20 protein-coding genes and 1 tRNA gene are annotated in these 23,758 nt (G+C 48.4%); 8 read left to right on the top strand and 13 right to left on the bottom strand.

Annotation, left to right across the window (positions count from 1 at the left end; all coding sequences use genetic code 11):
• Window positions 1–66: 66 nt before the first annotated feature.
• On the top strand, window positions 67–792 hold the full coding sequence (locus Q7C_RS09950) for a proteasome-type protease (RefSeq protein WP_014704632.1): 726 nt from the start codon (window positions 67–69) through the stop codon (window positions 790–792).
• Here Q7C_RS09950 and Q7C_RS09955 read toward each other — a convergent pair.
• The 5 genes from Q7C_RS09955 to Q7C_RS09975 all read right to left on the bottom strand — a co-directional run bounded on the left by Q7C_RS09955 (window position 779) and on the right by Q7C_RS09975 (window position 7,502).
• A complete protein-coding gene (locus tag Q7C_RS09955) occupies window positions 779–1,783 on the bottom strand; it encodes a zinc-binding metallopeptidase family protein (protein ID WP_014704633.1) in 1,005 nt (334 codons plus the stop codon). The genes Q7C_RS09950 and Q7C_RS09955 overlap by 14 nt on opposite strands.
• Window positions 1,783–2,718, bottom strand: coding sequence for an alpha-E domain-containing protein (locus Q7C_RS09960; protein WP_014704634.1), 936 nt, complete (start codon window positions 2,716–2,718; stop codon window positions 1,783–1,785). Before Q7C_RS09960 ends, Q7C_RS09955 begins: the two co-directional genes overlap by 1 nt.
• Window positions 2,718–4,181 carry a circularly permuted type 2 ATP-grasp protein gene (locus tag Q7C_RS09965; protein WP_014704635.1) on the bottom strand — a complete coding sequence of 488 codons (1,464 nt, stop codon included), beginning with the start codon at window positions 4,179–4,181 and terminating at the stop codon, window positions 2,718–2,720. Before Q7C_RS09965 ends, Q7C_RS09960 begins: the two co-directional genes overlap by 1 nt.
• A gap of 79 nt (window positions 4,182–4,260) precedes the next feature.
• Complete coding sequence (gene oadA / locus Q7C_RS09970) at window positions 4,261–6,057, bottom strand: sodium-extruding oxaloacetate decarboxylase subunit alpha (protein WP_014704636.1); 1,797 nt, start codon at window positions 6,055–6,057, stop codon at window positions 4,261–4,263.
• A 29-nt stretch (window positions 6,058–6,086) separates the two neighbouring features.
• On the bottom strand, window positions 6,087–7,502 hold the full coding sequence (locus Q7C_RS09975; RefSeq protein WP_014704637.1) for an acetyl-CoA carboxylase biotin carboxylase subunit: 1,416 nt from the start codon (window positions 7,500–7,502) through the stop codon (window positions 6,087–6,089).
• 111 nt (window positions 7,503–7,613) lie between these two features.
• Here Q7C_RS09975 and Q7C_RS09980 point away from each other — a divergent pair, with 111 nt between their 5' ends.
• On the top strand, window positions 7,614–8,582 hold the full coding sequence (locus Q7C_RS09980; protein ID WP_014704638.1) for a LysR family transcriptional regulator: 969 nt from the start codon (window positions 7,614–7,616) through the stop codon (window positions 8,580–8,582).
• Here the strand turns inward: Q7C_RS09980 and Q7C_RS09985 are convergent.
• Together Q7C_RS09985 and Q7C_RS09990 are read right to left on the bottom strand one after the other, a co-directional pair.
• Window positions 8,579–9,874, bottom strand: a complete 1,296-nt coding sequence (locus Q7C_RS09985) for an NTP/NDP exchange transporter (protein ID WP_014704639.1) — start codon at window positions 9,872–9,874, stop codon at window positions 8,579–8,581. The two genes, Q7C_RS09980 and Q7C_RS09985, sit on opposite strands and share 4 nt — an antisense overlap.
• 13 nt (window positions 9,875–9,887) lie before the next feature.
• The gene (locus Q7C_RS09990; protein WP_014704640.1) at window positions 9,888–10,832 is read right to left on the bottom strand and encodes an aldo/keto reductase; all 945 of its coding nucleotides are present in this window, start codon (window positions 10,830–10,832) and stop codon (window positions 9,888–9,890) included.
• Window positions 10,833–11,032: 200 nt separating this feature from the next.
• On the opposite strand from Q7C_RS09990, the gene Q7C_RS09995 reads away from it, so the two are divergent.
• Window positions 11,033–11,896: an HDOD domain-containing protein gene (locus Q7C_RS09995; protein WP_014704641.1), complete on the top strand. Its 864-nt coding sequence runs from the start codon at window positions 11,033–11,035 to the stop codon at window positions 11,894–11,896.
• Window positions 11,897–11,954: 58 nt separating this feature from the next.
• Here Q7C_RS09995 and Q7C_RS10000 read toward each other — a convergent pair whose 3' ends face one another.
• Window positions 11,955–12,665, bottom strand: a complete 711-nt coding sequence (locus Q7C_RS10000) for a copper resistance protein B (protein ID WP_014704642.1) — start codon at window positions 12,663–12,665, stop codon at window positions 11,955–11,957.
• Window positions 12,652–14,277 carry a copper resistance system multicopper oxidase gene (locus Q7C_RS10005; protein ID WP_014704643.1) on the bottom strand — a complete coding sequence of 542 codons (1,626 nt, stop codon included), beginning with the start codon at window positions 14,275–14,277 and terminating at the stop codon, window positions 12,652–12,654. Before Q7C_RS10005 ends, Q7C_RS10000 begins: the two co-directional genes overlap by 14 nt.
• A 600-nt stretch (window positions 14,278–14,877) precedes the next feature.
• Between Q7C_RS10005 and Q7C_RS13365 the strand changes: the two genes are divergently transcribed.
• Entirely contained in the window at window positions 14,878–16,479 is a 1,602-nt protein-coding gene (locus tag Q7C_RS13365) for a sensor domain-containing diguanylate cyclase (RefSeq protein ID WP_014704644.1), read from the top strand.
• A gap of 143 nt (window positions 16,480–16,622) precedes the next feature.
• On the opposite strand, the gene Q7C_RS10020 is transcribed toward Q7C_RS13365, so the two are convergent.
• On the bottom strand, window positions 16,623–17,366 hold the full coding sequence (locus Q7C_RS10020) for a DUF2238 domain-containing protein (RefSeq protein ID WP_238532307.1): 744 nt from the start codon (window positions 17,364–17,366) through the stop codon (window positions 16,623–16,625).
• A 4-nt stretch (window positions 17,367–17,370) separates the two neighbouring features.
• Window positions 17,371–17,457: transfer RNA gene (locus tag Q7C_RS10025), tRNA-Leu, on the bottom strand.
• A gap of 208 nt (window positions 17,458–17,665) precedes the next feature.
• On the opposite strand from Q7C_RS10025, the gene purD reads away from it, so the two are divergent.
• The 4 genes from purD to hemF are packed head-to-tail and all read left to right on the top strand — an operon-like array spanning window position 17,666 to window position 21,349.
• Window positions 17,666–18,958 (top strand): phosphoribosylamine--glycine ligase, encoded by a 1,293-nt coding sequence (gene purD, locus Q7C_RS10030; protein ID WP_014704647.1) that lies wholly within the window; start codon window positions 17,666–17,668, stop codon window positions 18,956–18,958.
• A 24-nt stretch (window positions 18,959–18,982) separates the two neighbouring features.
• Entirely contained in the window at window positions 18,983–19,852 is an 870-nt protein-coding gene (locus Q7C_RS10035; protein ID WP_014704648.1) for a phosphoribulokinase, read from the top strand.
• A gap of 22 nt (window positions 19,853–19,874) precedes the next feature.
• Window positions 19,875–20,438: an L-threonylcarbamoyladenylate synthase type 1 TsaC gene (gene tsaC, locus Q7C_RS10040; protein ID WP_014704649.1), complete on the top strand. Its 564-nt coding sequence runs from the start codon at window positions 19,875–19,877 to the stop codon at window positions 20,436–20,438.
• The gene (gene hemF / locus Q7C_RS10045; protein ID WP_014704650.1) at window positions 20,435–21,349 is read left to right on the top strand and encodes an oxygen-dependent coproporphyrinogen oxidase; all 915 of its coding nucleotides are present in this window, start codon (window positions 20,435–20,437) and stop codon (window positions 21,347–21,349) included. The genes tsaC and hemF overlap by 4 nt, the downstream gene beginning before the upstream one ends.
• Before the next feature lie 3 nt (window positions 21,350–21,352).
• Here the strand turns inward: hemF and prfA are convergent, their stop codons facing one another.
• Entirely contained in the window at window positions 21,353–22,441 is a 1,089-nt protein-coding gene (gene prfA, locus Q7C_RS10050; RefSeq protein WP_014704651.1) for a peptide chain release factor 1, read from the bottom strand.
• A gap of 3 nt (window positions 22,442–22,444) precedes the next feature.
• Window positions 22,445–23,704 (bottom strand): glutamyl-tRNA reductase, encoded by a 1,260-nt coding sequence (gene hemA, locus Q7C_RS10055; RefSeq protein ID WP_014704652.1) that lies wholly within the window; start codon window positions 23,702–23,704, stop codon window positions 22,445–22,447.
• Window positions 23,705–23,758: the final 54 nt, after the last annotated feature.

A 23,758-nucleotide genomic window follows, 5' to 3' on the forward strand; every position in this document is an offset into this window, starting at 1 on the left:
AAGCAAGACCATTGCCCTGATTCAGAATTACGACTATCTTTGTGCAATTAATGCACGGGACATGACATGACTTATTGTGTGGCAATTTCGCTCGACGACGGCTTGGTGCTCACCTCTGACTCGCGAACCAATGCCGGAATTGATCAGGTGAGCACTTACAGCAAGATGTTTACCTTTGAAACCGATCCAAACCGGTCCCTGGTGTTGCTAAGTGCTGGTAATCTGGCCACGACACAATATGTTGCTGAACAGTTGAAACGTGATATTCGCGAGACGCAGCCAAGAAATCTGAACACCTTGAGTTATTTATCTGATGCGGCAGATTATGTCGGTGAAATTCTCAGCAGTCGTATTCGTCGTCATGCGGATAATGAAGCAAGTGGCTTTGCTCCTGAGGCAACTTTGATTTTGGCTGGGCAGATCCATGGTAATCCACATCAGGCTTTTCTGATTTATCCCCAAGGCAATCACATCACGACATCTCAGGAAACACCCTATTTGCAGATTGGCGAAAGTAAGTATGGCAAGCCGGTGCTAGATCGGTTTATCAGACCACATACATCACTGGCTGACGCTGCTACCTGCGCGCTGATTTCCATGGACTCTACTATGCAGAGTAATGTCAGTGTCGGACCGCCTATTGAGGTGTTGATTTACCGAAAAGACACTTTTGATGTAAGTAAACGCTATCGTTTTCATGCAGAGCATCCTTACCTTATCGAATTAAGGAAGGCTTGGGGGGAGCGACTGCGGCAGGCGTTTTGTGAGATGCCTCGGTTTAACGAACAGTAGGGTGAATCAAATTATCAATAAACTGTAATTTTTGTTTCACCACAGGTGAGATGACAAACGGATACGCGTCTGCGTTGCCGGTGCTACGATTTAAGGCATTCAAAATGGTGACCAATTGATACCACTCTGTCATCCACAAGGTGTCTCCGGCTTTTTTCTCTGGTTGACTAATCAGGTCAAAGGCTAGCGCCGTTTCCAGTGTTTCCTGCATTAGTAAGTAATGTGCCCAAGTCTCGGCCCAGTCTTCAAGTGGATGCGCGCTGGCATAGGCGGAAATGAACGTGGTCTGCCAGTGTTGGGCAGGTCCATGTTGATAGTAATGATTTAATGCCGCGGAATACTCCTGATGCGGGTTGCCAAACAAGGTCTCAAATTCGCTGCTCTTTGCTGAGTCGCGAATCAACAGTAACCAGTAAAAATGACCAACTTCGTGCCGAAAATGGCCTAATAAGGTCCGATATGGTTCATTCATCGCTTCCCGTGCTGCTTCCCGATAGCTGCCGTCGGCCTCGGCAGCATTCAAGGTAATCCGGCCATTCACATGGCCACTTAACACGTGCTCAAGTCCAACATTTGGATTAGTTTGCTGATCTTCGAGAAATTCAAATATCAGTCGAGGTTCGGTGTCAAAAACAGGCAGTTTTAGTGACAATAAACCGTATAAAAGGCGCCGTTTGGCTGATTCCAACACCTGCCATCGACGTTGATTGATCAGCGTATTTTGATTCGGAATCAGCTGAGTTAATCGGCAACTGGCACACTGCTGGTTGCGTGAATTGAGCGGTATCAGCCAGTTACAATGAACAGGTGCCGTGTGAAGCTGGCATCGCTTAAAGTCACCTTGTTGTGTCGAAAATACGTCGTTTGACTTCGGTGTCAATGACAACAGTTGTCGCTGTTCAGGATCGAATCCCAGCAAACTGCCACAGCGATTACAGTGGCTGTTTTCAAAGAATATTTCCTGCCCACATTGACAAAAAAACCGTTTCACTAAAAGGCATCCGGATAAAACCACTGCTGATTAATAAGCCGGTTCAGATCGGCTAATTGCACCTGCAGGGTATCCATTTGTTGGTGAATGGTTTCGGCAGGAATATCACGACAATCCAGCTCATCGACAATTGCCAACAGAGCTTGCTGTCTGGCCAGTAAGGTGTCTGGTTCGGGTAACGCCGACAGGGAGTGACCAACACTGGACAGGGAAAACGCCAGTGAACGCGGGAAGTGGGCATCATGCGTTAAAAAGTCCAAGACCTGCGCAGCGACAAGGTTGGAACCATATTGTTGAGTAAACATTTGCAATGCACTCAGTGAGCGCAGTAAATGGGTCCACAGCAGACCATCAAATGCCCGGACATCATCGCCACGATTATCTTTTAGCAGCAAAGAGGCCATTTCCAGTATGCGACTGGTCATATCAGTACGCTCCAGATGTTTGGCTGTTTGCAAAAAATAATAAGCATGATTCCGACTCATATGATTGGCAATAATGCCCCAGATAGTCTGACACCGTTCCATGATGGCGACCAGCAAGTGTTGACGGCGTCGCCGGTTATATAAAGCCGGCAGTTCAGTTTTAACCTGCAAATACAGTTCATTTACCTGTTCCCAGGTTTCTTCAGGTAATAAGTCTAATGAGGTACGGGCATTTTCACGAAGTGCAGACAAGGCATTGATTAAGGCCATGGGATTATCGGTATCGGCCAGCAAAAAATGCATGACGTTATTTTCATTAATTTTGGGATGGCGGGCGTGATAAAAAGCATCGCCATCAAACAGACTGACCAGCGTAAACCAACCTATTTCCGCTTCACGCGGTAAATCCATCATCAGCCCAGTGTGCACGTTAATAAGTCGGGTCGTGTTTTCTACCCGTTCCAAGTATCGGGCTAACCAGTAAACGCGTTCTGCTGCTCGCGATAGCATCAGTCATGCCCTCCTGAAATCGGGCTATCATCAATTATCCAGGTATCTTTACTGCCGCCACCTTGAGAAGAATTGACCACCAGTGAGCCTTCGACTAGAGCCACCCGGGTCAGACCACCGGGGGTGACGTAGTGGTTTTTACCGGAAAGAATAAAAGGCCTTAAATCGACGTGGCGGGGCGCAACTTTATCACCACAAAAAGTCGGTGAAACAGACAGTTTCAAGGTGGGTTGGGCAATGTAATTGGTTGGATTATCGACAATTAATTGCCGAAACTCAGCAATTTTATCAGCACTGCTGTGTGGGCCAACCAGCATGCCATACCCCCCAGACTCGTTGGCGGGTTTGACAACCAGTTCCGGCAGATTAGCTAATACATGTTCCAGATCGCTGGCGTTACTACACAGCCAGGTAGGCACATTTGGCAAGATCGGGGGCTCGTTGAGGTAGTAGCGGATCATGTCCGGCACGTACGCATAAATCACTTTATCATCAGCAACGCCACAGCCCGGTGCGTTGGCAATAGCCACCTTGCCATCGCGCCAGGCCTGCATAATGCCGGGGATGCCCAAGGTGGAATCCGCACGAAAAACCTGTGGATCAATAAAGTCGTCATCAATTCGTCGATAAATGACATCAACCCGCTCCAGGCCGTGGATGGTTTTCATATAAACAAAGCCATCCTGACCCACGATCAGATCGGCGCCCTCAAGCAGAATCAGCCCCGCTTGTTGGGCGAGCGCAGCATGTTCGAAATAAGCTGAATTGAAAATGCCGGGCGTTAATAACGCCATGGTCGGATTCGCTAAATCGGGTCGCAGCGAGCGCAGCATACTGGCGAGTTGGGCGGGATAATCATTGACCGGGCTGATATTCAGGCGTTTAAACAGTTCCGGCAGTACCCGTTTGGTCGTTTTACGGTTTTCCAACATGTAAGCCACACCGGAAGGGACGCGCAGGTTATCCTCAAGAACATAAAGTGTTCCGGTATCATCACGAACCAGATCGGATCCGCAAATATGAGCCCACACGCCATAAGCTGGCTTCATCCCTTGGCATTCTGGCCGGTAACCTTTGGATTTGAAAACGGTCTCCGCGGGTATGACGCCATCACGAATGATGTGTTGCTCGTTATAGATATCATCGATGAACCGGTTTAAAGCACGAATACGTTGCACGAGCCCCTTTTCGGTGCAGTCCCATTCCTGTTTGGACAACACCCGCGGAATAATATCGAACGGCCAGGCGCGATCAATATTGCCGGCATCAGAGTAAATGGTAAAGGTGATGCCACGTTCCAATATTTCGATTTCAGACTCGGCCACACGCTGTCTGAACGCCTCATTTTTCATGGATCGCAAATGATCCAACAAACGATAACTAAAAGTTCTAGGCTGGTGTCCATCGACCATTAATTCATCATGAAAATGACCCGGATCGTAGTGTTGCCATAAATTAACCATACCTGCGCTCTCTGATATGCCTGATTGACAGGCATTAAGTCTGCAAGTCTTATGCCTTTATCCAAAAAGGCCGGCGGCGCTAGCTGGTGATAGTCATTAACACTTCACCCGGGGTGACACGATCGCCTTTGGCAACATTGATTTCACTGATAGTGCCATCAATTTTGGCCAGTAATTCGGTTTCCATTTTCATGGCTTCAATCACCATCAATGCCTGACCACTTGTGACCTTATCACCAGTGTTAACCAATACATCGACAACATTGCCCGGTAATGGTGGGCTGACATGCCCAGGCTCAGTGGCTTTTTGTCTACCACCCCCACCTTGATTGACATATTCATTCAAGGCTTCAAACGTCACTTCCTCAGGCATGCCGTCCAATGACAAATAGACTTTGCGCTTGCCGCCACCGACATCACCAACCCCGGTAATGGCAATCTCGTAGGTTTCACCATGCACATCAACTTTGAACTCGGTGGCCACCGCCTCATTCTGACGAACCGTGTTTTCGCTTGCCGGCAGCAGTGGCTCCGGTTTCAAAGTGCCCTCTTTGCGTTGCTGTAAAAACTCACGGCCTAAGTCGGGAAACATGGCATAGGTCAGTACATCTTCTTCACAACTGGCCAGATCCCCAATTTCCGCTCGTAACTTGGTTAATTCTGGCACCAGTAAATCTGCCGGACGACAATCCATCACCTCACCGTTGCCAATAGCACGTTTTTGTAAGTCGGCATTGACCTTGGCGGGCGGTTGCCCGTAACCACCAGACAGATAACGCTTCACTTCATTGGTAATGGTCTTATATCGCTCGCCAGCCAAGACGTTGTAAACCGCCTGCGTACCCACAATTTGCGATGTCGGTGTCACTAGTGGCGGGTAACCCAGATCTTCACGCACCCGGGGAATTTCGTCGAAAACATCACGGATACGGTCCAAGGCATTCTGTTCTTTGAGTTGATTGGCCAGATTGGACATCATGCCGCCTGGCACTTGACTGACCTGAACCATAACGTCTTCACGGGTAAATTCGCTTTCAAATTGATGGTATTTTTTGCGAACGTCGCGAAAATAGTCGGCAATTTCAGTTAACAGGTGCAAATCGAGACCGGTATCCCACGGCGTCCCACGCAACATCGCAACTTGGGCTTCAGTGGCCGGGTGGCTGGTGCCATTGGCAAAAGAAGATATAGCCGTATCAATACGGTCGACCCCCGCTTCAATGGCTTTTATCTGACACTGTGCTGCCAGGCCTGACGTTGCATGGCTATGAATCACCAGTGGCAAGTCGACCTCTGCCTTAATCGCTTTGACCAAATCATAGGTTGGGTATGGGGCCAGCAAACCCGCCATATCTTTAATCGCAATCGAATCGGCGCCCATCTCGCGCAGAGATTTGGCCAGGCTAACAAACCGCTCTGGTGTATGAACCGGGCTGGTGGTATAGCTCAGCGTGCCTTGTGCATGTTTGCCGCTGTCCTTGACGGCTGACATGGCGGTTTCAAGGTTTCGAAGATCATTGAGCGCATCAAATACCCGGAATACATCAATGCCATTTTCAGCGGCTTTGCCAACAAAAGCGCGCACAACATCATCTGCATAATGTCGATAACCGAGCAGGTTCTGACCTCGCAATAGCATTTGCAGGCGGGTATTAGGCAACGCTTGACGAAGATCACGTAACCGTTGCCACGGATCTTCTTTTAAAAAGCGAACACAGGCATCAAAGGTGGCACCACCCCAGACTTCTAAGGACCAGTAGCCGACCTTATCCAATTTGTCGCAGATAGGCAGCATGTCTTCAGTTCGCATACGGGTGGCAATAAGAGACTGATGCGCATCCCGCAAAATAACATCGGTGACTTCAATTTTTTTCATGACAAGTTCTCTCTGGATTATGGGGGCAATCACCAGCCAGCATGGGCAGCCAGTGCGGTGGCAATGGCAAGTGCCACCGCACTGGGATGACGTTTTTCAGAATAATTCAACAGTTCCGGATGACCGGCGACGAAGCTGGTATCAAAGTGGCCCTGACGAAAATCCGGGTGATTTAGAATTTGTTGGTAATAGGTGGCCGTGGTTTTAATCCCATGCAGACGCATATCGTCGAGTGCGCGCTGGCCACGATCAACTGCATCTTCCCAATTGAGTGCCCAGACGACGAGTTTTAAGCACATGGAATCAAAATGCGGGGGAATCTGATACCCCGTGTAGATCGCCGTATCAATCCGAACACCGGGCCCGCCAGGCGCATAGTAGTGAGTAATACGCCCGAAACTCGGTAAAAAGTCATTCTTAGGATCTTCGGCATTGATACGAAACTGCAATGCAAAGCCACGATATTGAATATCTTGCTGGCGATAACTCAAGGATAGACCACTGGCAATACGAAGCTGTTCACGAACAATATCGACGCCGGTAATTTGTTCGGTAATGGTATGTTCGACTTGAATGCGGGTATTCATTTCCATGAAATACACCTGATTACCGGTCAGTAAAAACTCGACCGTGCCGGCATTTTCGTAACCGACGGCCTTTGCTGCTTTGACCGCTAACTCGCCAACGTAGTCGCGTTGTTCAGGCGTTAATTGTGGACTGGGCGCAATTTCAATCAGTTTTTGGTTGCGTCGCTGAATCGAACAGTCCCGCTCATAAAGGTGAATCACATTGCCCTGTGAGTCCGCCAAGATTTGGACCTCGATGTGACGCGGGTTCACGATACATTTTTCAAGAAAGACATCGGCGCTGCCGAATGCTTTGGTTGCTTCGGAAATGACCCGGGGAAATTGTTGTCGCAATTCTGCTTCCGAATCACATCGCCGAATACCACGGCCACCACCACCAGACGTCGCTTTAATCATCACGGGGTAACCGATTTCGGTTGCCAAGGCGATGGCCTCATCCAGATTGGCAAGATTGCCATCAGAGCCAGGCGTAATGGGAACCCCGGCAGCACGCATACTATCGCGCGCTGCAGTTTTATCGCCCATTTGTTGAATAACGGATGATTTTGGTCCGATAAATGTCACGCCATATTGTTCGCACAATTCAGCGAAACGGGCATTTTCAGACAAAAAACCATAGCCAGGGTGAATCGCATCACAGCCAGTTTGCAGTGCGAGATTAACAATCCGTAACGGATCCAAGTAACCAGCGACGGGATCATCCCCTAACGAGTGGGCTTCATCGGCACGTTTAACATGCAGACTGTATTTATCTGCATCGGTATAAACCGCAACCGAACGAATGCCCATCTCGGCACAGGCACGAATGATACGGACTGCAATTTCACCGCGATTGGCAATCAAGACTTTTTTCAGCATGACGAGCTCCTGAACGAATGACAAAAGCGTAAATCAGTCTCGATATAATTAAAAATTGATAAAATTTTGTTTAATGATAAGTTATAAATTATCAATAAGAGAGAAGTGTCGATGTCACTTAATTTACAACAATTACTTAACCGGCTGACATTCCGGCAATTACAGGTTTTCCATGCGGTTTATCATCACCGTGGCTATCGACGTGCCTCAGAGGCGCTTGGCCTGACCCAGCCCGCGGTTAGTTCACAAATCCGCAAGCTTGAAGAAGCGGTTGAAGCCCCGCTTTTCGAATATGTGGGGCGTAAACTCTATTCGACCCCCGCTGGCGAAAAGCTGGCAGAAACAGTGCGAGGTCTGTTTGAGCAGCTCGGTAATTTGCAAAGCGAATTACAAGCGCTGCGCGGTCAACTAGCGGGCGAATTAAATTTGTGTTTGGTTAATACGGCACAATATGTTGTCCCGCACATCCTAAAAGGATTTTTACAATTGTACCCGGGCGTTCGTGCCTCACTACGGGTGGTTAATCGTGCCGGTGCCATTGAGGGATTGACGAGAAATCGTGATGATCTGGTCATCATGGGGCTGGTGCCGACAGATAAGCCCTTGAGTATTTTACCGTTTTTGGATAATGCCTTAATCCCGGTCATGGGGGCGGATTACCCGTTGGATAGCCGCAAGCCCATTAGTTTGCGACAGTTTGTCCAGCAGCCACTATTAATGCGCGAAGCAGGGTCAGGTAGCCGGTTGGCATTAGAACAATATTGCCAACAGCGGCATTTAACGGCGCGACCAATGATGGAAATGGGATCCATCGAAACCTTAAAGCAGGGCGTGATGGCCGGTCTTGGCGTTGCGGTAGTCCCCCAACTAAGCGTGGTGGCGGAGCTGCAAAGCGGTTTGCTCAGACCAATTCCGATCAAGGATTTTAATTTACGGCGTAGTTGGTGTTTGGTGCACCCAAAAGGAAAGCATCTCAGCCCGGTGGCGCAAGCATTTTATGATTATGTACAGCAAAATCTGGCAGACATAAGCCAGCAGTTTGATCACTTCGATATCGGTAAACTGGCCGAAACCGCTTAACTCTCTTCGGATGGCTTTTGCAGTAATCGAACTCGGTAGGCCCGGCCAAGCAGCCAGCCGGTGAATGCCCAGACAGCCGCCAGCACACTGCCCAGCAACATCGCAACACTGGGATTTTCCGCCAGCAAATCGATGCCCCGCTTTACCCAGCCACTGATCGCGTCGCCACCTCGGTAGACAACCGTATCAATGAAGTTTTTGGCTTTATACTTGTCCGCATCAGGAACAGCGGTATACAGCATTTCGCGGCCGGGTCTGACCAGCGCATATTCACCAAAACGGCGCGCCACCATGACCACCGCCAAAATGGCAAATACCGGTGCGAAAGCCAGCCACAAAAAACCAAATGCGACTATGATGGGCACAGCAACCAGCAGCACCGTCACACCAAAGCGGCGTGCCAGATGCCCCGTTATCAGCAGCTGAGTGATAATGGCCAATGTCTGTACAACGGTATCGATAACACCGAACACCTGTGTTTGCTGAACGGGATCAGGAAACCTCTCAGCAACCAGTCTGGCTTGCTCGAAATACAGGAAGGTACTGACACTCGCCAGTAGCAGGACAAACACAATAATACCCAGCAAAAAAGGCGATTTGAACGCATGGCCAGCGCCTGAAAACGGATTGCCGCCAAGCGGGTTTTTGCCTTGCTGATCGGCATTGATTTGATAGATCTCGGCTAGCGGGTGACGATCTCGCCAGCGTCGCAACCAGATTGCTGAGGCAGCGCTGGCGAGCAACAATCCGGCGCTGATTAACACGAGACCGCTATGGCCAAGTGGCGTGACCAGCAAAATGCCAAGAACAGGCCCGGTTAAACCGCCAAGACTGGCCCCACCTGCAATCATCGCAAACAGTCGTTTGGCTTCATCGGGGTTAAATATATCGGCCAGAATGCTCCAGGCCAGCGAAATGGCCATTAAATTAAATACGGATAGCCAGATATAAAAACTTCGCGCTGCCCAGACGGGGCTCTCCTGCCCTTGAAACAGCACTGCAAAAGCGACCAGATTCAACGCAAAAAAGCCATACAACCAAGGCAGAATTTGTCTTCTGGGAACTCGCGAAGCCAACCAGCCAAAACAGGGTAAGGCAGCAAGTGTCGCTAAAAACGTCCCCGTGAATAACCATTGCAAGTTATCAACGCCACCGGCAATACCCATTGTTTCACGTACCGGACGTAATAAAAAATAGCCGGTAAATAGCAGGAAAAACATCAGAATACCGACTAGAACGGCGGGTAGCTCCTGCGCGTCAACGTTAAAAAACTGACTCAGTTTAGTTTGCAAAATGCGTCACCCATTAACGAAACAGCGTGATTAGTTGTTGCTGTTGTGCGGCATTTAGCATGGGACCTGTGCCCGCTCCCAGATTATCAACTTGATGCTTTAATTTACTGGTCGCTGGAATCACCGCTGTGACGGCAGGATGGCTGAGTGCAAACTTAAGAAATAATTGCGCCCAGGTTTGTACCTCAACCTCTGCAGCCCAATCTGGTAATGGTTGGTTTTTAACGACGCCAAATAACCGGCCATCATCAAAAGCCCGATTGATTAATACGGCAACCCCTTTTTCCTGAGCCAGCGGTAGAACGGTTTCTGCCGCTTCAGGGGCATTGACAGAATAATGAATTTGAATGAAATCGAGCGGCTCGGTGTTCAGGATGTGTGTCATTTCTGACAAACCGCTTTCCAGATAATGCGTGACGCCAACATATTTGGTTTTTCCCGACGCTTTTAATTCATTTGCGAATTTGAGCTGTGTTTTCCAGTCACGCAGGTTATGTACTTGCAATAGTTCGACCGAATCGGTGTGCAACCGACGTTGTGATTCCCGCCATTGTTGTTCGGCCATTTGCCGATTATCTGCAGCAATTTTTGTGGCCAGAAAGGTCTGCTCGCGCCAGCCATCTTGATGAAGAATCTCTCCCAGTACTGTATCGGCATTGCCATAATTGGGGGAGGTGTCAAAGATGGTTGCGCCAGCTGCAAAAAATGCCTTGGTAACGTGACGTAAATTTTCGTATTCATCGGAACCAACAGGGACATTAAAACTACCTGATGTACCTGACCCAATGATGGGGATCATTTCACCAGTTGAAGGGATCGGTCTTTGCAGTAATGGTCCCGGTAATGGCGGTAGCTTGGCATCCGCTGCCACCGCATAATTGGATGACAGAAAAGGCGATACCAACAAGCTGCCAGCGGCAGCGGCACTGGCACGAACAAATTGACGGCGGGAAAACATGATAATTCTCCTTTTTGATTAGGCTTGACCTTCTAGGAGTCTGCGGTTTGGCCATAAGTTCATCGACTTGAATTGTTAAAGATTGATAGGGAGATTCAACGAAAAACGGTATTGTATAGGCGAGGCAAGACGACAATTTATTGCTGAACGGTCTTTAGCCGTTTATGTTTACCATAATTTAACCTGACCCACGGAAGCTTATGTCTGAGAATAACCTGCCACCTGAGGATCCAAAGCTACAGTTCGATATTCCCCCGAAACCGGATATTTTGTTGGCAATCAATCAGGCCTTGGATAAACCGGATGCAGACTCAGCAGATATTGCGGAAGTCATTAGCCGTGATGTCGCTTTGTCGGCATTGGTTTTAAAAACGGTCAATTCGGTTATGTTCGGTCTACCCCGAAAATTATCGGATATTCGGCAAGCGGTGGTGATGCTGGGCACCAAACGGATTCAGGTATTGGTGAACTATTTTGCGTTGAGGCATGCGGTGAAAGGCAAAGCCTCCATATCACTGGAAAAATTCTGGGATAACACCATGGAGGTTGCCACCATGTCGCGATTGGTGGTGGATTATCTTCGACTTAATCGTCAAGTTGATGTTGATTTGTTATATGCCTTATGCCTGTTTCGCGACTGCGGCATCCCCGTTATGTCAATTAAATTTCAGGACTATCGTCAGGTCTTGTTCGAAGCCAATCATGCCAGCCAGCATAAGTTTACCGAGGTGGAAGAGGGGCATTATCGAACCAATCATGCCGTAGTCGGCTATTTCATTGCCAAATCCTGGCATTTACCGGCCACGCTTTGCGAGTTGATCTTGCGGCATCATGATCCAGAGTATTTAACAGAAGCAAGCCCCACTATTGATGCAAAAAATGTGTTTGCGCTGATGAAAATGGCTTCGGCGGTGGCCACTCAGTATAAGTATGGCAAAACGGATACAGAGTGGCCGACTGCCCGCGAATTCGTACTAACGCAAATGCGAATGAGCGACATCGATTTTCAGGATATGCAGGCAGATTTGATTGATGACTACCACACGGAGTTTGCCGGTTATTAAATACGGGGTAGAAATGCACCAAGGCTGCATCATCGGCAAGCCTTGGTGCTGGTCTCGTTCAGAATAGCAGGCTAATACCTAATGAGACGGTCCAATCGGCTGTTTCAGCATCATGTTGTTTGGCGTAATCAGCCGTTTGGCCAAATTTACGTGTGTAGTTCAGGTCGAGATAAGGCACGAGTTTGCGGTGAATTTCATAAAACAACTTAATACCAAGTTCACCCTGATTTAACCCGCTACCCAAGTCGTTTTCAGGCACATCCTGCGCGCTAAAATCAAGCTGGTAATAGGGTTCAATACCAAAACGCTGCGTAAATAACAGGTGGTTTTTTTGTTCCAGACGCGCGCTGACATCCCCCTGTTCACTGACAAAAACATGGCTCTGGGTGACAAACAAGTATGGTGCCAATCCGTTGAAGCCCAGCGTGGCGTAGCTGGTTGAAGTTGGCTGCGTATCATGGCGTAAGCCGATTTGAAAATCCCAGAAGGCGGCGACGTGGCGACTATACATGAACCAGATTTCACTGGATTCCAGTTTGCCATCATGACTTTCTGTCTCCCCTTGTAGCCAGAGCTTATGCGTATCGCCTCCTGACCAGCCTTGCCATTCAACGTGACTTTGGTCATTACCCCGTTGAAGCTCCAACCACAAGGCATGATAAAGCGCGCCGCCATGATCGTCATGCAGTGCATCGGCGTTGACGGCTAGACCAAACAAGCTAAATACCGTCGCCAAAATACACATTGATAGAGGTTTAATGATGATCATGGTGCGCTCCATGATTGCTCGCCGGTGAAATGAGGTCAGTACCATATTCGGCAACGATAACTTGAGACATCATGCCGGATGACATGTGATACAAAAGATGACAATGAAATGCCCATTCGCCTGGCTCATCTGCGGTGAGCAAAACGGCATAACGCTCTCCGGGTGGCACATTGACGGTATGTTTGTCCGGCATTGTGGCCGCTGGCTGACCATTATCCAGTTGCACAAACATGCCATGCAGGTGCATGGGGTGTGCCATCATGGTTTCATTAATAAACACCAGCCGCACCCGTTCACCGTATTGCAATTGAATGGGTTCAAAATCGGCATCGGTAAACTTTTTATCGTTCAGGGTCCAGATGTAACGTTGCATATTGCCGCCCAGCACGATTTCAATTTCTCGACTCGGCGGCCGAATATCCTCCTGCGGTTCAAGCGCTCGTAAATCCGCATACTGCAGTGCTTTATGGCCGATAGGGGTGCCGGCTTCAGCCCAGCCACTCGGTGGGAGATCATCTTGATTATGAGACACCACATGATGACCGTGACTACCATGATGGTGTCCCATATCGGCCATGGTCAGCAGACTGCGGGGCCGATGTGCTGGCATTTCACCACGCATTCCTAGGTGGGGCGCGAGTGTGCCCGTGGCAAAACCGGTTCGATCAATCGATTCGGCAGCAATGGTGTAAGCCGTTTCCGATGTTGGCGTGACGATGACATCGTAAGTCTCGGCAACACCAAACCGAAACTCATCGACGGTGACTGGCTCGACATAACGGCCATCCGCCTGAACGACGGTCATTTTTAATCCCGGGATTCGGACATCGTAGAATGACATGGCCGAAGCATTAATAAATCGTAACCGAATGCGTTCACCAGGGGAGAAGAGGCCGGTCCAATTTTGCTCATGGGTATGGCCGTTTAATAAAAAAGCATCATAGCCAACATCTGCCAAATCGGTTGGCGACATCCGCATCGAGCCCCAGTTTTTAATGGTTTGCCATGCGGATGACCAGCCATGTTGGTCGACATCCCGCATAAAATCACCAACGGTACGCTGGGTATAATTGTAGTAATGCGGACTTTTTTTAAGATTAGCCAGAATCTGTTGTCCGGTTTCCTCACTAAAGTCCGACAGGACAATCACATAGTCGCGGTCAGCCTGAATTTTTGGATCCGGGGCGGGATGGACTATCAAAGCACCATAATGCCCTTCCTGTTCTTGCGTACCGCTGTGCGCGTGATACCAGTATGTCCCGTTCTGGCGCAGATCAAACTGGTAGGTAAAGGTTTCGCCAGCCGGAATGGCTTTGAAACCGCCCAGCCCCGGTACGCCATCCATCTCTGGTGGCAATAATAAGCCATGCCAGTGCACAGATGTGGGTTGGTCCAGCTTGTTTTCAACGTGAATAATAGCCGTATCCCCTTCGGTAAAATTCAGTACCGGGCCCGGGATCTGACCGTTGACGGCAATTTTTTGTACCGATTTACCGGTCACGTTCACAGTTTGATAAGCCACGACCAGATGATATTCCGTGGTTTTGGCGATGGCAGTGGTCGCCATCAAACAGATCAGTAGACCTGTCAGCATGCGTAAAGATAAAAACATAATCTATCCTCAATAAAACAAATCGGCATTGCCACTCGAGCAATGCAAAGGTTGAATTGAAGATCTAGCTGCGTGGGGGGCGGTCTATGCTATTCGGAGGGGAAGGATGCAGCGTATCGCGCTGCCCGCTCAGGTACTGAGAAGTCGGCTGTTTAAATGGTGTGACAGGCAACGGTGAGAGCGCAACACTCGTGTGTGCAAAGTAACAATCGCACTGATCACCGCAATCATGGTCATGTTGGGGGTTCATCGGCATGGCATGATCTTCATCACAATCTGACATTGTTTCATGGGCAGTGCTTACAGGCATGAACTGAATCTGTGCCTGTGCGCCGGAAAGCAACAAAGACAGTATTAACAAGCCATACAGAAGTGATGAAAAAAACGGGCGCCGCATGATTACAAGCAGGTCATTCCTGTGAATTTTTGCATCATCATATCTAAAAACAAGATGATGCAAAACTCTTGCCGGTAGCAAACTTTTCCTGATGATGATTTCGCTAAGCTATCAATGGCTATAATCGTGCAAATTAGGGTAAGGTAGTTCTAAAAGTGAGTGCTGAGTAACGCTCATTTTCTCCTTTAATCTGTGATGCAGAGATGAGAAAAGACAAGAAAAATATCTTTCTTTTTGTAACGTTAGTGATCCTCATTTTTGATGGTTTGTTTGTTTGGACTAATTACACCGCCTCCAAAGATGCTCTGCATGAAACGCTTTCGCAGCGAGGTGAACAACTTCGGCATGCCTATCAGATTACCCTGGATCAGCTCAGCAGCTTTATGTTGCAGACAGCAACCTACATTGCTAATGATCAAGAAGTCACAACACTATTCCACCAAGGTAAAGTTGCTGTTGAAGCAGAAGGCGGAGGACCTGGCGGTGAGACTGCAGCTGAAATTCGTTCCCAGCTGTATGCGGTTGTTGAGCGGGGCTGGCAAGCGCTAAGAAAAGACTTTAAGGTACGTCAACTGCATTTTCATCTACCGATCGATATTTCTTTTCTGCGGGTACACAAGCCGGAAAAGTTTGGTGATGATCTGTCTGAAATTCGTCATAGCGTTGTGGCAACCAATACTGAACAAATCCCCTCAAGCGGTTTCGAGTCTGGCCGTGTTTATGCTGGTATTCGCGGTGTGGTTCCGGTTTTTTATCGAGAAAATGTCTTTGCTGACAGACATCATGTCGGGGCGCTAGAGGCCGGCACCTCCTTTAATCTGATGCTGGATGATTTGAAATCGGTTTTGAACGCCGAATTTGCAGTCTTAATGACCATGGCTCACGCCGAAGAAACCATGTGGCCAGACTTTTTAAAAGACTATGTCAAAACCAAGTTGGTGATAAAAAACCATTTGTTGGAGGCGTCAACAAATGAGCAACAAATTAATAACATGCTTAATCAAACCAATGCATCCCAGTTATTGGGTGATATGGCAACCAAACTGATTCTGGTTAATAACAAGGCTTATGCCATGACCAGTTTTCCGTTAATTGATTATCTAGGGTCTGTTGATCCTGAACGAAACCCCATTGGTACGATTCTGGTTTGGACACCTGCAGATGATGAGCTTGCCGAATTTCATCGGAGTAATCAGTTCAATATTTTGTTAGCCATCTTGGGTTTTTTAGTTGTCGAGAGCCTGTTGTATTGGGCGATTCGAATTGAATCCAGGCTCAAAGTCCAGCAAGAGATTGCACTGCGGGATGGATTGACGGGGGTCTACAATCGGCGGGCATTTGACGAACGTTATAAAGAAGAATTTTTTCGGTCGAAGCGTGAACAGGATGACTTATCTATTCTCATGATCGATATCGATTATTTTAAAATTTATAACGATCATTACGGACACCTTGCCGGCGATGACTGTATCAGACGAGTGGTGGATATTTTGCGTAAAAATATCAAACGTTCTGGCGATGTTTTGGCCCGGTATGGCGGCGAAGAGTTTGTCGTTATTTTGCCGGCGACAGATGAACATAGTGCGTTTCGTATTGCAGAGCAATTAAGAGTGCAGGTTGCTGATGCCAAGATCATGCATGAAGAAAATAAAAATAGTGACGTCGTTACCATCAGTTGCGGCGTCGCTTCATTCAAGTTCGATAATGTGCAGGCCGATATCCCGCCTGAGGCTTTGTTAGGAGAAGCGGATAAAGCACTGTATAAAGCCAAAAATCAAGGACGAAATACGGTCTGTATTGCTTAACTTTCGCCTGTTATGTGACGGCAAATGCTTGGTTGGATAAGCGTGTTGTTATTCAGGTGGGCATTACGCTGAGATTGGCCGTGCTCGGTTTTGGACTATGTGTATTTTTATGTGCGACAGGTGTTTGATAAGGAGGCTAAAAGCTAAGCATCTCGCTCTAAAATGTGATGCCACAGGTAAAATCCCAGTACAGCAAACAAGGCCCCGGCAAAGTTAAAAACAATATCCAGCAAGGTATTGTGATAACCGCCGACGCCATTATCAGGCACTGTTAAAACGGCAATAAACTCGAGCATTTCATTGACAGCACTGACACCTAACGCAGCCATGATCGCAATGAAGCCAATAAGCAGCTGACTATGTTTATTGCCGAAGTAATTACGCAGTAAGTGAAGGAATAAAAGGGCGATGATGGCATACAGATAGGCGTGGACAACTTGGTCAAATTTAAGAATGTAAAATTCGCCACCACCATCAAAGAAAGGGAAGATTTTCCACGCGTAAAGCACACCATCTGCTGTTTGAACACTGCCGCCTAGCATATGCAGCAGCCCCCATAGCGAGATGCCAGCCAAAATCGGGGCGGGGATTTTCGTTTTATCGAGCGTGCCATATAGCAGCACAAATATGAAGATGATGACAACGACGTAAGCAATGAACTCAATATTGACTTCACCAATAAAAAACACCGCAAAAGCAGTGGTATAAAATGCGGTAAAGGCGAGTATGACTTTTTCAGATGTTGAGAAATTCATAGTAATCAGAACTATAGCACTTCTGTGGTCGGGAAGTTTTAGCCGAGTCCTGCTTGAAGAACACACCAGAGTGACGAAAAGCCAGACACAAAAAAAGCCCCAACACGTTTCCGCGTTGAGGCTTTTTTGCATTTGATGGTGCCCGGGGCCGGACTCGAACCGGCACGCTTTTAAAGGCGAGGGATTTTAAGTCCCTTGTGTCTACCAATTTCACCACCCGGGCAGCAAGGGGCGGATCATACACTAACACTGACGCGATGGGAATTTGCCGAGTGTAATTTTATTGTTTTTTGATTGTGAGGCTATGCTGATCACGCCGATTTATTTATGCTGAAAACGGTGTTTTTTGCATTCATTGCAATTGTATTCAGGCTTTGGTTATGACTAGCGCTGCGGTATCATAAGCGGCTTTCCGGAAAGTGGTTCAGGCAATGAAAATATTGGTAATTGGTAATGGTGGTCGTGAGCATGCGCTGGCCTGGAAGCTGAGTCAGTCGGCGCAATGCGAAACTGTATTTGTGGCGCCGGGTAATCCGGGCACTGCCGCAGAGCCGGGTATTCAAAATGTGCCGATTGCCGTTGATGGCATTTCAGACTTAGTGGCTTTTGCTCAACAAGAAGCGATTGATCTGACGGTCGTTGGGCCTGAGCTCCCCTTGGTTGCCGGTGTTGTTGATGCATTTCAAAATGCGAATTTGCGCTGTTTTGGGCCAACACAAGCGGCAGCACAGCTTGAAGCCTCAAAGAGTTTTACCAAAGATTTTTTGGCCCGTCATCATATTCCAACGGCATCCTATCAGGTGTTTACAGAGGTGCATTCCGCGACAAAATATATTGAAACGCAAGGCGCCCCAATTGTTGTGAAAGCGGATGGCTTAGCGGCTGGCAAAGGGGTGATTGTTGCGCAAACGGAAGCAGAGGCAATCGCGGCTGTTGAAGATATGTTGTCAGGGAACAAATTTGGTGAGGCCGGCAGCCGTGTTGTGATTGAAGATTTCATGACTGGGGAAGAGGCCAGTTTTATTGTTATGGTGGATGGCAACAATGTTTTACCTCTTGCCACCTCACAGGATCACAAACCCCGGGATGATGGTGATAAAGGGCCAAATACCGGCGGGATGGGGGCTTATTCTCCCGCTCCAGTCGTCACTGATGCGGTTTTTCAACGCATTATGGACGAAGTCATATATCCAACAGTGCGTGGTATGGCTGCTGATGGCCGACCTTACACCGGGTTTTTATATGCTGGATTGATGATTGATAGTCTGGGTGCGCCGAAAGTCGTAGAGTTCAATTGCCGGTTTGGTGATCCAGAGACGCAGCCAATTATGATGCGCCTAAAATCTGATCTGGCTATGTTGTGTTTAGCCGCGCTTGATAAGAAACTGGACACGGTTTCCGCTGAATGGGATGAGCGGGCTGCCATTGGAGTGGTGATGGCTGCTGGTGGATACCCGGATACTTATCGTAAAGGCGATGTGATAACCGGTCTGGATTTAGCTGCTGCAACCTCGGCCAAAGTGTTTCATGCTGGTACACAGCAACAGGGGGGGGCGGTTGTCACGGCAGGAGGGCGTGTTTTGTGTGTCACAGCACTGGGCAAGTCTGTTTCCGAAGCACAGCATAATGCCTATGACGCATTAGACATGATTCATTGGCAGGATGCGTATTTTCGTCGTGATATTGGTTATCGCGCGGTGGCAAGGGAGCAGCCGGATAATTAATTCGTCTGCTTGGGAGGTACGCGTATGTCTGTTGCCCACCCGATCATTGCGGTAACCGGGTCTTCGGGGGCGGGCACGTCAACCGTTAAGCAAACCTTTGCCGATATTTTTGCTCAGTTACATCTCGATGCTGTGATGATTCAAGGCGACAGTTTTCATCGCTACGACAGGCAATCGATGCAAGCGGCGGTCGAACATGCTGCACAAGCCGGTTGGACATTGACCCATTTTGGTCCACAGGCCAATGATTTGGTGTCACTCGAAAGCTTGTTTGCCAATTATGCCGCATCGGGTCAAGGCCAGTATCGACATTATGTCCATGATGCGGCAGAAGCAGCTCAACTCGGCTCACCGGTAGGCCAATTCACCTCATGGCAGTCTGTCCCACCAGCAACTGATTTACTGTTTTATGAAGGGCTTCATGGTGCGGCGGTAACCGATTTAGTGAATATCGCGCAGTTTGCTGATTTACTTATTGGTGTGGCGCCAGTAATTAATTTGGAGTGGGTACAAAAAATCCAGCGTGATTGTTTAAATCGTGGCTACTCACAACAGGATGTTGCTGACATTATTGAAAAACGCATGCCGGATTATATTCGCTATATCACGCCGCAATTTTCTCGAACCCATATTAATTTTCAAAGGTTACCTTTGGTTGATACGGCCAATCCTTTTGCGGTGCCGGCTATTCCGGCTGCAGAAGAAAGTTTGTGTGTGATTGGCTTTCAAACCCCTCCGCTAGAGATGGGCTTGTACTTGTCAGCGATACCGTCTGCACGACAAACTTCTGCCAACTCGCTGGTGGTGCCGGGGCCACTGATGGCGGAAGCGATGCGGGTTATTATCATGCCGATAATTGAGAAAATGATTAAAAATAGGCGTGAAATGTCTTAAAAAAAGATAAAAGGGCGCGATTATGCAAAAAAAGTCTTTTACCGGTTTTCGAGTTCGACAAGCAGTCAAGGCCCTGCAAGCCGGCGGCGTTATTGCCTATCCCACTGAGGCGGTTTATGGCTTGGGCTGTGATCCAGACGATGAAATAGCCTTGCTCGAGTTGTTGCAAATTAAACAACGCCCTTTTGATAAAGGTTTGATCCTGATCAGTGCTGATTTTAATCAATTGCAGGACTATATCTTGCCACTGCCTGCAGCAATGTTGCAGCAGGTTATGTCCAGTTGGCCGGGTCCAAATACGTGGTTAGTTCCTGCCAGACCAGACATCAATCCGCTACTTAGCGGGGGGCGAGACACATTAGCCGTGCGGGTAACGGATCATCCTTTGGCGGCGAGTTTGTGCCGGGCATTTGGTAAACCACTGGTCTCTACCAGTGCCAATTTAACGGGACGTGAGCCAGTAAAAACCGGTTATCAGGTGCGTTGGCAACTGCCCAAACTTGACTATATTCTGGCTGGCCCCTGTGGCGGTCAGCTGCGTCCTAGCACGATTCGGGATGCGAAAACGGGAGCCGTTTTACGATGACAGAACCGAACTTAAAATTAGTACGTGAATACTTACTGTCATTACAAGATAATATTTGTAATGAGTTAGAAAAAACAGATGGTCAAGGCCGGTTTGTAGAAGACGCTTGGCAACGCCCAGCTGGTGGCGGTGGTCGAACTCGTGTGATGCAGGGCGGGGAAGTGTTTGAGCAAGGTGGTGTAAATTTTTCAGAAATTTTTGGCGATGCCTTGCCTGCTTCGGCCTCAGCCTCGCGTCCGGAACTCGCAGGACGACGTTTTACGGCAATGGGGGTGTCATTAGTCATGCATCCATTAAACCCCTATGTGCCCACTTCACATGCCAATGTGCGTTTTTTTCTGGCAGAGAAAGACAATGAGCCACCCATTTGGTGGTTCGGCGGTGGTTACGATTTAACGCCTTATTATGGGTTTGAAGAAGATGCGCGGCACTGGCATCAGACCGCCTCTCAGGCCTGTCAGCCATTTGGAGAAGAGGTGTATTCAGAGTTTAAAAAATGGTGTGACAGCTATTTTTATCTGAAACATCGTGATGAGGCGCGCGGCATCGGCGGGATCTTTTTTGATGATTTGAATCAGTGGGGCTTTGTGCGAAGTTTTGATTTCATCAAAGCCGTTGGCGATAGTTATATTAAAGCTTACCAACCGATCGTAAAACGTCGAATGACACTACCTTATGGCGAGCGTGAGCGAGATTTTCAATGTTACCGACGCGGTCGTTATGTTGAGTTTAACCTTGTCTATGATCGGGGCACCTTATTTGGACTTCAGTCTGGCGGCCGCACCGAATCCATATTAATGTCGATGCCGCCACTGGTTAAGTGGCGTTATCATTGGGCACCCGAGCCGGGTACCCCTGAAGCTCAACTTTATGAAACGTTCTTGCCCGTTCGAGACTGGTTGGCAACGTGATCTTTACTCGTCTTTAGCAAGCAGGGCCAGTTGATCAGCTTGGTATTCATTAATCAATGGCTCAATGACCTCTTCCAGACTACCCGCCATAATCTCATTAAGTTTGTACAGGGTCAGGTTGATGCGATGATCAGTTATTCGGCCTTGAGGGTAGTTATAGGTCCGAATACGTTCACTTCGGTCGCCGCTGCCAACTAAAAGCCGACGGGTTTCGGCTTGTTCTGATTGTTGTTTTTCAACTTGAGCCGCCATGATCCGGGATTGTAAAACAGACATGGCTTTGGCGCGGTTCTTGTGTTGCGAGCGTTCTTCCTGACATTCGACCACAATACCCGTCGGCAGATGAGTGATACGAATGGCGGAATCAGTGGTATTAACGTGCTGTCCACCGGCTCCCGAGGAGCGAAAAGTATCCACTTTTAAATCAGCAGGGTTAATCGCGATTTCATCGATTTCATCGACTTCAGGCAAGATTGCCACGGTACAGGCAGAAGTATGAATACGGCCTTGTGACTCGGTCTCCGGCACCCGTTGCACACGGTGGGCGCCGGATTCGAATTTCAGGCGGGAATAAGCGCCCTCACCGGCAATGCGGACGATAATTTCTTTGAATCCGCCGTGTTCGCCTTCGGCTTTATTGAGAATTTCGACTTGCCAGCGGCGACGCTCGGCGTATCGACTGTACATTCTGAACAGGTCGCCAGAGAAAATAGCCGCCTCATCGCCGCCGGTGCCAGCGCGGATTTCAAGATAAATATTGCGATTATCGTTGGGATCTTTCGGAAGCAGTAGCTTTTGTAGATCCAGTTCCAGCTTTTCCTGGCGCTCTTCAGCGGCAGCAATTTCTTCACGCGCCATTTCTCGCAGATCCGCGTCTGCCTCCGACAACATGGCACCAGCTTCTTCAATATCCTGAATAACCTGACGATAGGTAGCAAAATTAGTGACCACCGGTTCCAGTTGCGCATACTCTTGGGACAGGGAGCGAAATTTGTTTTGGTCAGCCATGACCTCAGGATCGGCGAGCAGACCACTGATTTCTTCATGTCGTTCAGTTAAGGCTTCAAGCTTGTGGCGGATCGATTCTTTCAATGCTTAATCCTTGATATTAAAGAGTTGGCGTGCGGCCATGATCAGCAGATTTTCATCATCATTCTGAAAGGCGGATAAACGTAATTGTCGGCTGGGTTCATGAAGTAATTTGTTCGTCAGCGTTCGTGCTAATTCCGCCATCGCTTGTTCAGCAGGAACACCTTGCTGCACTTGTTTAAGTGCTTTATCAAGAACGCTGGCACTATGTTGCTGTGCTTCATCGCGAATGGCTCGAATGACAGGGACAGCGTCCTGACTGCGCATCCAGCCAGCAAAGTGACTGACTTGGCTATCAATAATTTCTTCTGCTTGTCTCGCAGCATCACGGCGTGACTGCAGATTTTCTTCGATAATATCGTGCAAATCATCGACGCAATACAGGTAAATATCTTCAAGCTGCCCGACTTCAGGCTCAATATCGCGTGGCACAGCAATATCGACCATGAAAATCGGTCGGCGTTTGCGTTGTTTCAATGCGCTCTCTACCATGCCTTTGCCCAAAATCGGTAACTGGCTGGCGGTAGAACTAATGACAATATCCGCTTCAGCAAGATGTGCCGGCATTTCACCTAAACTTATCGCATAGCCATTTACGTCGGCGGCTAAGTTGTGTGCCCGTTCTACTGATCGGTTGGCAATAATCATGCGTTTGATGCCATTGTCTTGGAGGTGGCGGGCCACCAGTTCAATAGTTTCTCCGGCGCCGATTAATAGCGCTGTGGCTTGCTTGAGGTTGCTGAATATTTGTTTGGAGAGACTAACTGCAGCAAAAGCTACCGAAACCGGACTGCTGCCAATCGCGGTATCTGTTCGGACTTGTTTGGCGACAGTAAAAGCATGTTGAAACAGTCTACCCAGCGATTTGCCTAAGGTTTGCGCATTTAAAGACTGCGTATAAGCGGTTTTTAATTGACCGAGAATTTGCGGTTCACCCAGTACCATCGAGTCCAGGCCGGAAGCCACTCGATATAAATGCTGAACCGCATCGGTATCATGATATTGATAGTGACTATCTTTAACCGCTTCGTAAAGGCCACTGCGATATTGTTGCAACCATGTGCTGATGCCATTGTCATAGTCCTCGTCGACATGACAATACAGTTCAGTTCGATTGCAGGTAGAGATGATGACAACTTCATTAATATCGGCTTGCTGATGCAACGATGTTAATGCAGCAGGCAGCGCCTTATCGTCAAAACTGAACTGTTCGCGAAGTGCGATGGGGGCTGTGGTATGGTTGATGCCGAAACAGATAAGATGCATAAGCAAGTATCGCAATTAAATGCTGGTAAACTCTACAGCCTCAGCCCGGAATAT

This window comes from Methylophaga frappieri, from assembly GCF_000260965.1.
In the GTDB taxonomy this organism is placed as follows: Bacteria; Pseudomonadota; Gammaproteobacteria; order Nitrosococcales; family Methylophagaceae; genus Methylophaga; species Methylophaga frappieri.

Excerpts from the sequence above, each read along its gene's own strand:
- Q7C_RS09950 (WP_014704632.1), top strand. The coding sequence starts at position 67 with ATGACTTATTGTGTGGCAATTTCGCTCGACGACGGCTTGGTGCTCACC.
- Q7C_RS09960 (WP_014704634.1), bottom strand. The coding sequence starts at position 2,718 with ATGCTATCGCGAGCAGCAGAACGCGTTTACTGGTTAGCCCGATACTTG.
- Q7C_RS09965 (WP_014704635.1), bottom strand. The coding sequence starts at position 4,181 with ATGGTTAATTTATGGCAACACTACGATCCGGGTCATTTTCATGATGAA.
- oadA (WP_014704636.1), bottom strand. The coding sequence starts at position 6,057 with ATGAAAAAAATTGAAGTCACCGATGTTATTTTGCGGGATGCGCATCAG.
- Q7C_RS09975 (WP_014704637.1), bottom strand. The coding sequence starts at position 7,502 with ATGCTGAAAAAAGTCTTGATTGCCAATCGCGGTGAAATTGCAGTCCGT.
- Q7C_RS09980 (WP_014704638.1), top strand. The coding sequence starts at position 7,614 with ATGTCACTTAATTTACAACAATTACTTAACCGGCTGACATTCCGGCAA.
- Q7C_RS09990 (WP_014704640.1), bottom strand. The coding sequence starts at position 10,832 with ATGTTTTCCCGCCGTCAATTTGTTCGTGCCAGTGCCGCTGCCGCTGGC.
- Q7C_RS09995 (WP_014704641.1), top strand. The coding sequence starts at position 11,033 with ATGTCTGAGAATAACCTGCCACCTGAGGATCCAAAGCTACAGTTCGAT.
- Q7C_RS10000 (WP_014704642.1), bottom strand. The coding sequence starts at position 12,665 with ATGATCATCATTAAACCTCTATCAATGTGTATTTTGGCGACGGTATTT.
- Q7C_RS10005 (WP_014704643.1), bottom strand. The coding sequence starts at position 14,277 with ATGTTTTTATCTTTACGCATGCTGACAGGTCTACTGATCTGTTTGATG.
- Q7C_RS13365 (WP_014704644.1), top strand. The coding sequence starts at position 14,878 with ATGAGAAAAGACAAGAAAAATATCTTTCTTTTTGTAACGTTAGTGATC.
- Q7C_RS10020 (WP_238532307.1), bottom strand. The coding sequence starts at position 17,366 with ATGCAAAAAAGCCTCAACGCGGAAACGTGTTGGGGCTTTTTTTGTGTC.
- purD (WP_014704647.1), top strand. The coding sequence starts at position 17,666 with ATGAAAATATTGGTAATTGGTAATGGTGGTCGTGAGCATGCGCTGGCC.
- Q7C_RS10035 (WP_014704648.1), top strand. The coding sequence starts at position 18,983 with ATGTCTGTTGCCCACCCGATCATTGCGGTAACCGGGTCTTCGGGGGCG.
- tsaC (WP_014704649.1), top strand. The coding sequence starts at position 19,875 with ATGCAAAAAAAGTCTTTTACCGGTTTTCGAGTTCGACAAGCAGTCAAG.
- hemF (WP_014704650.1), top strand. The coding sequence starts at position 20,435 with ATGACAGAACCGAACTTAAAATTAGTACGTGAATACTTACTGTCATTA.
- hemA (WP_014704652.1), bottom strand. The coding sequence starts at position 23,704 with ATGCATCTTATCTGTTTCGGCATCAACCATACCACAGCCCCCATCGCA.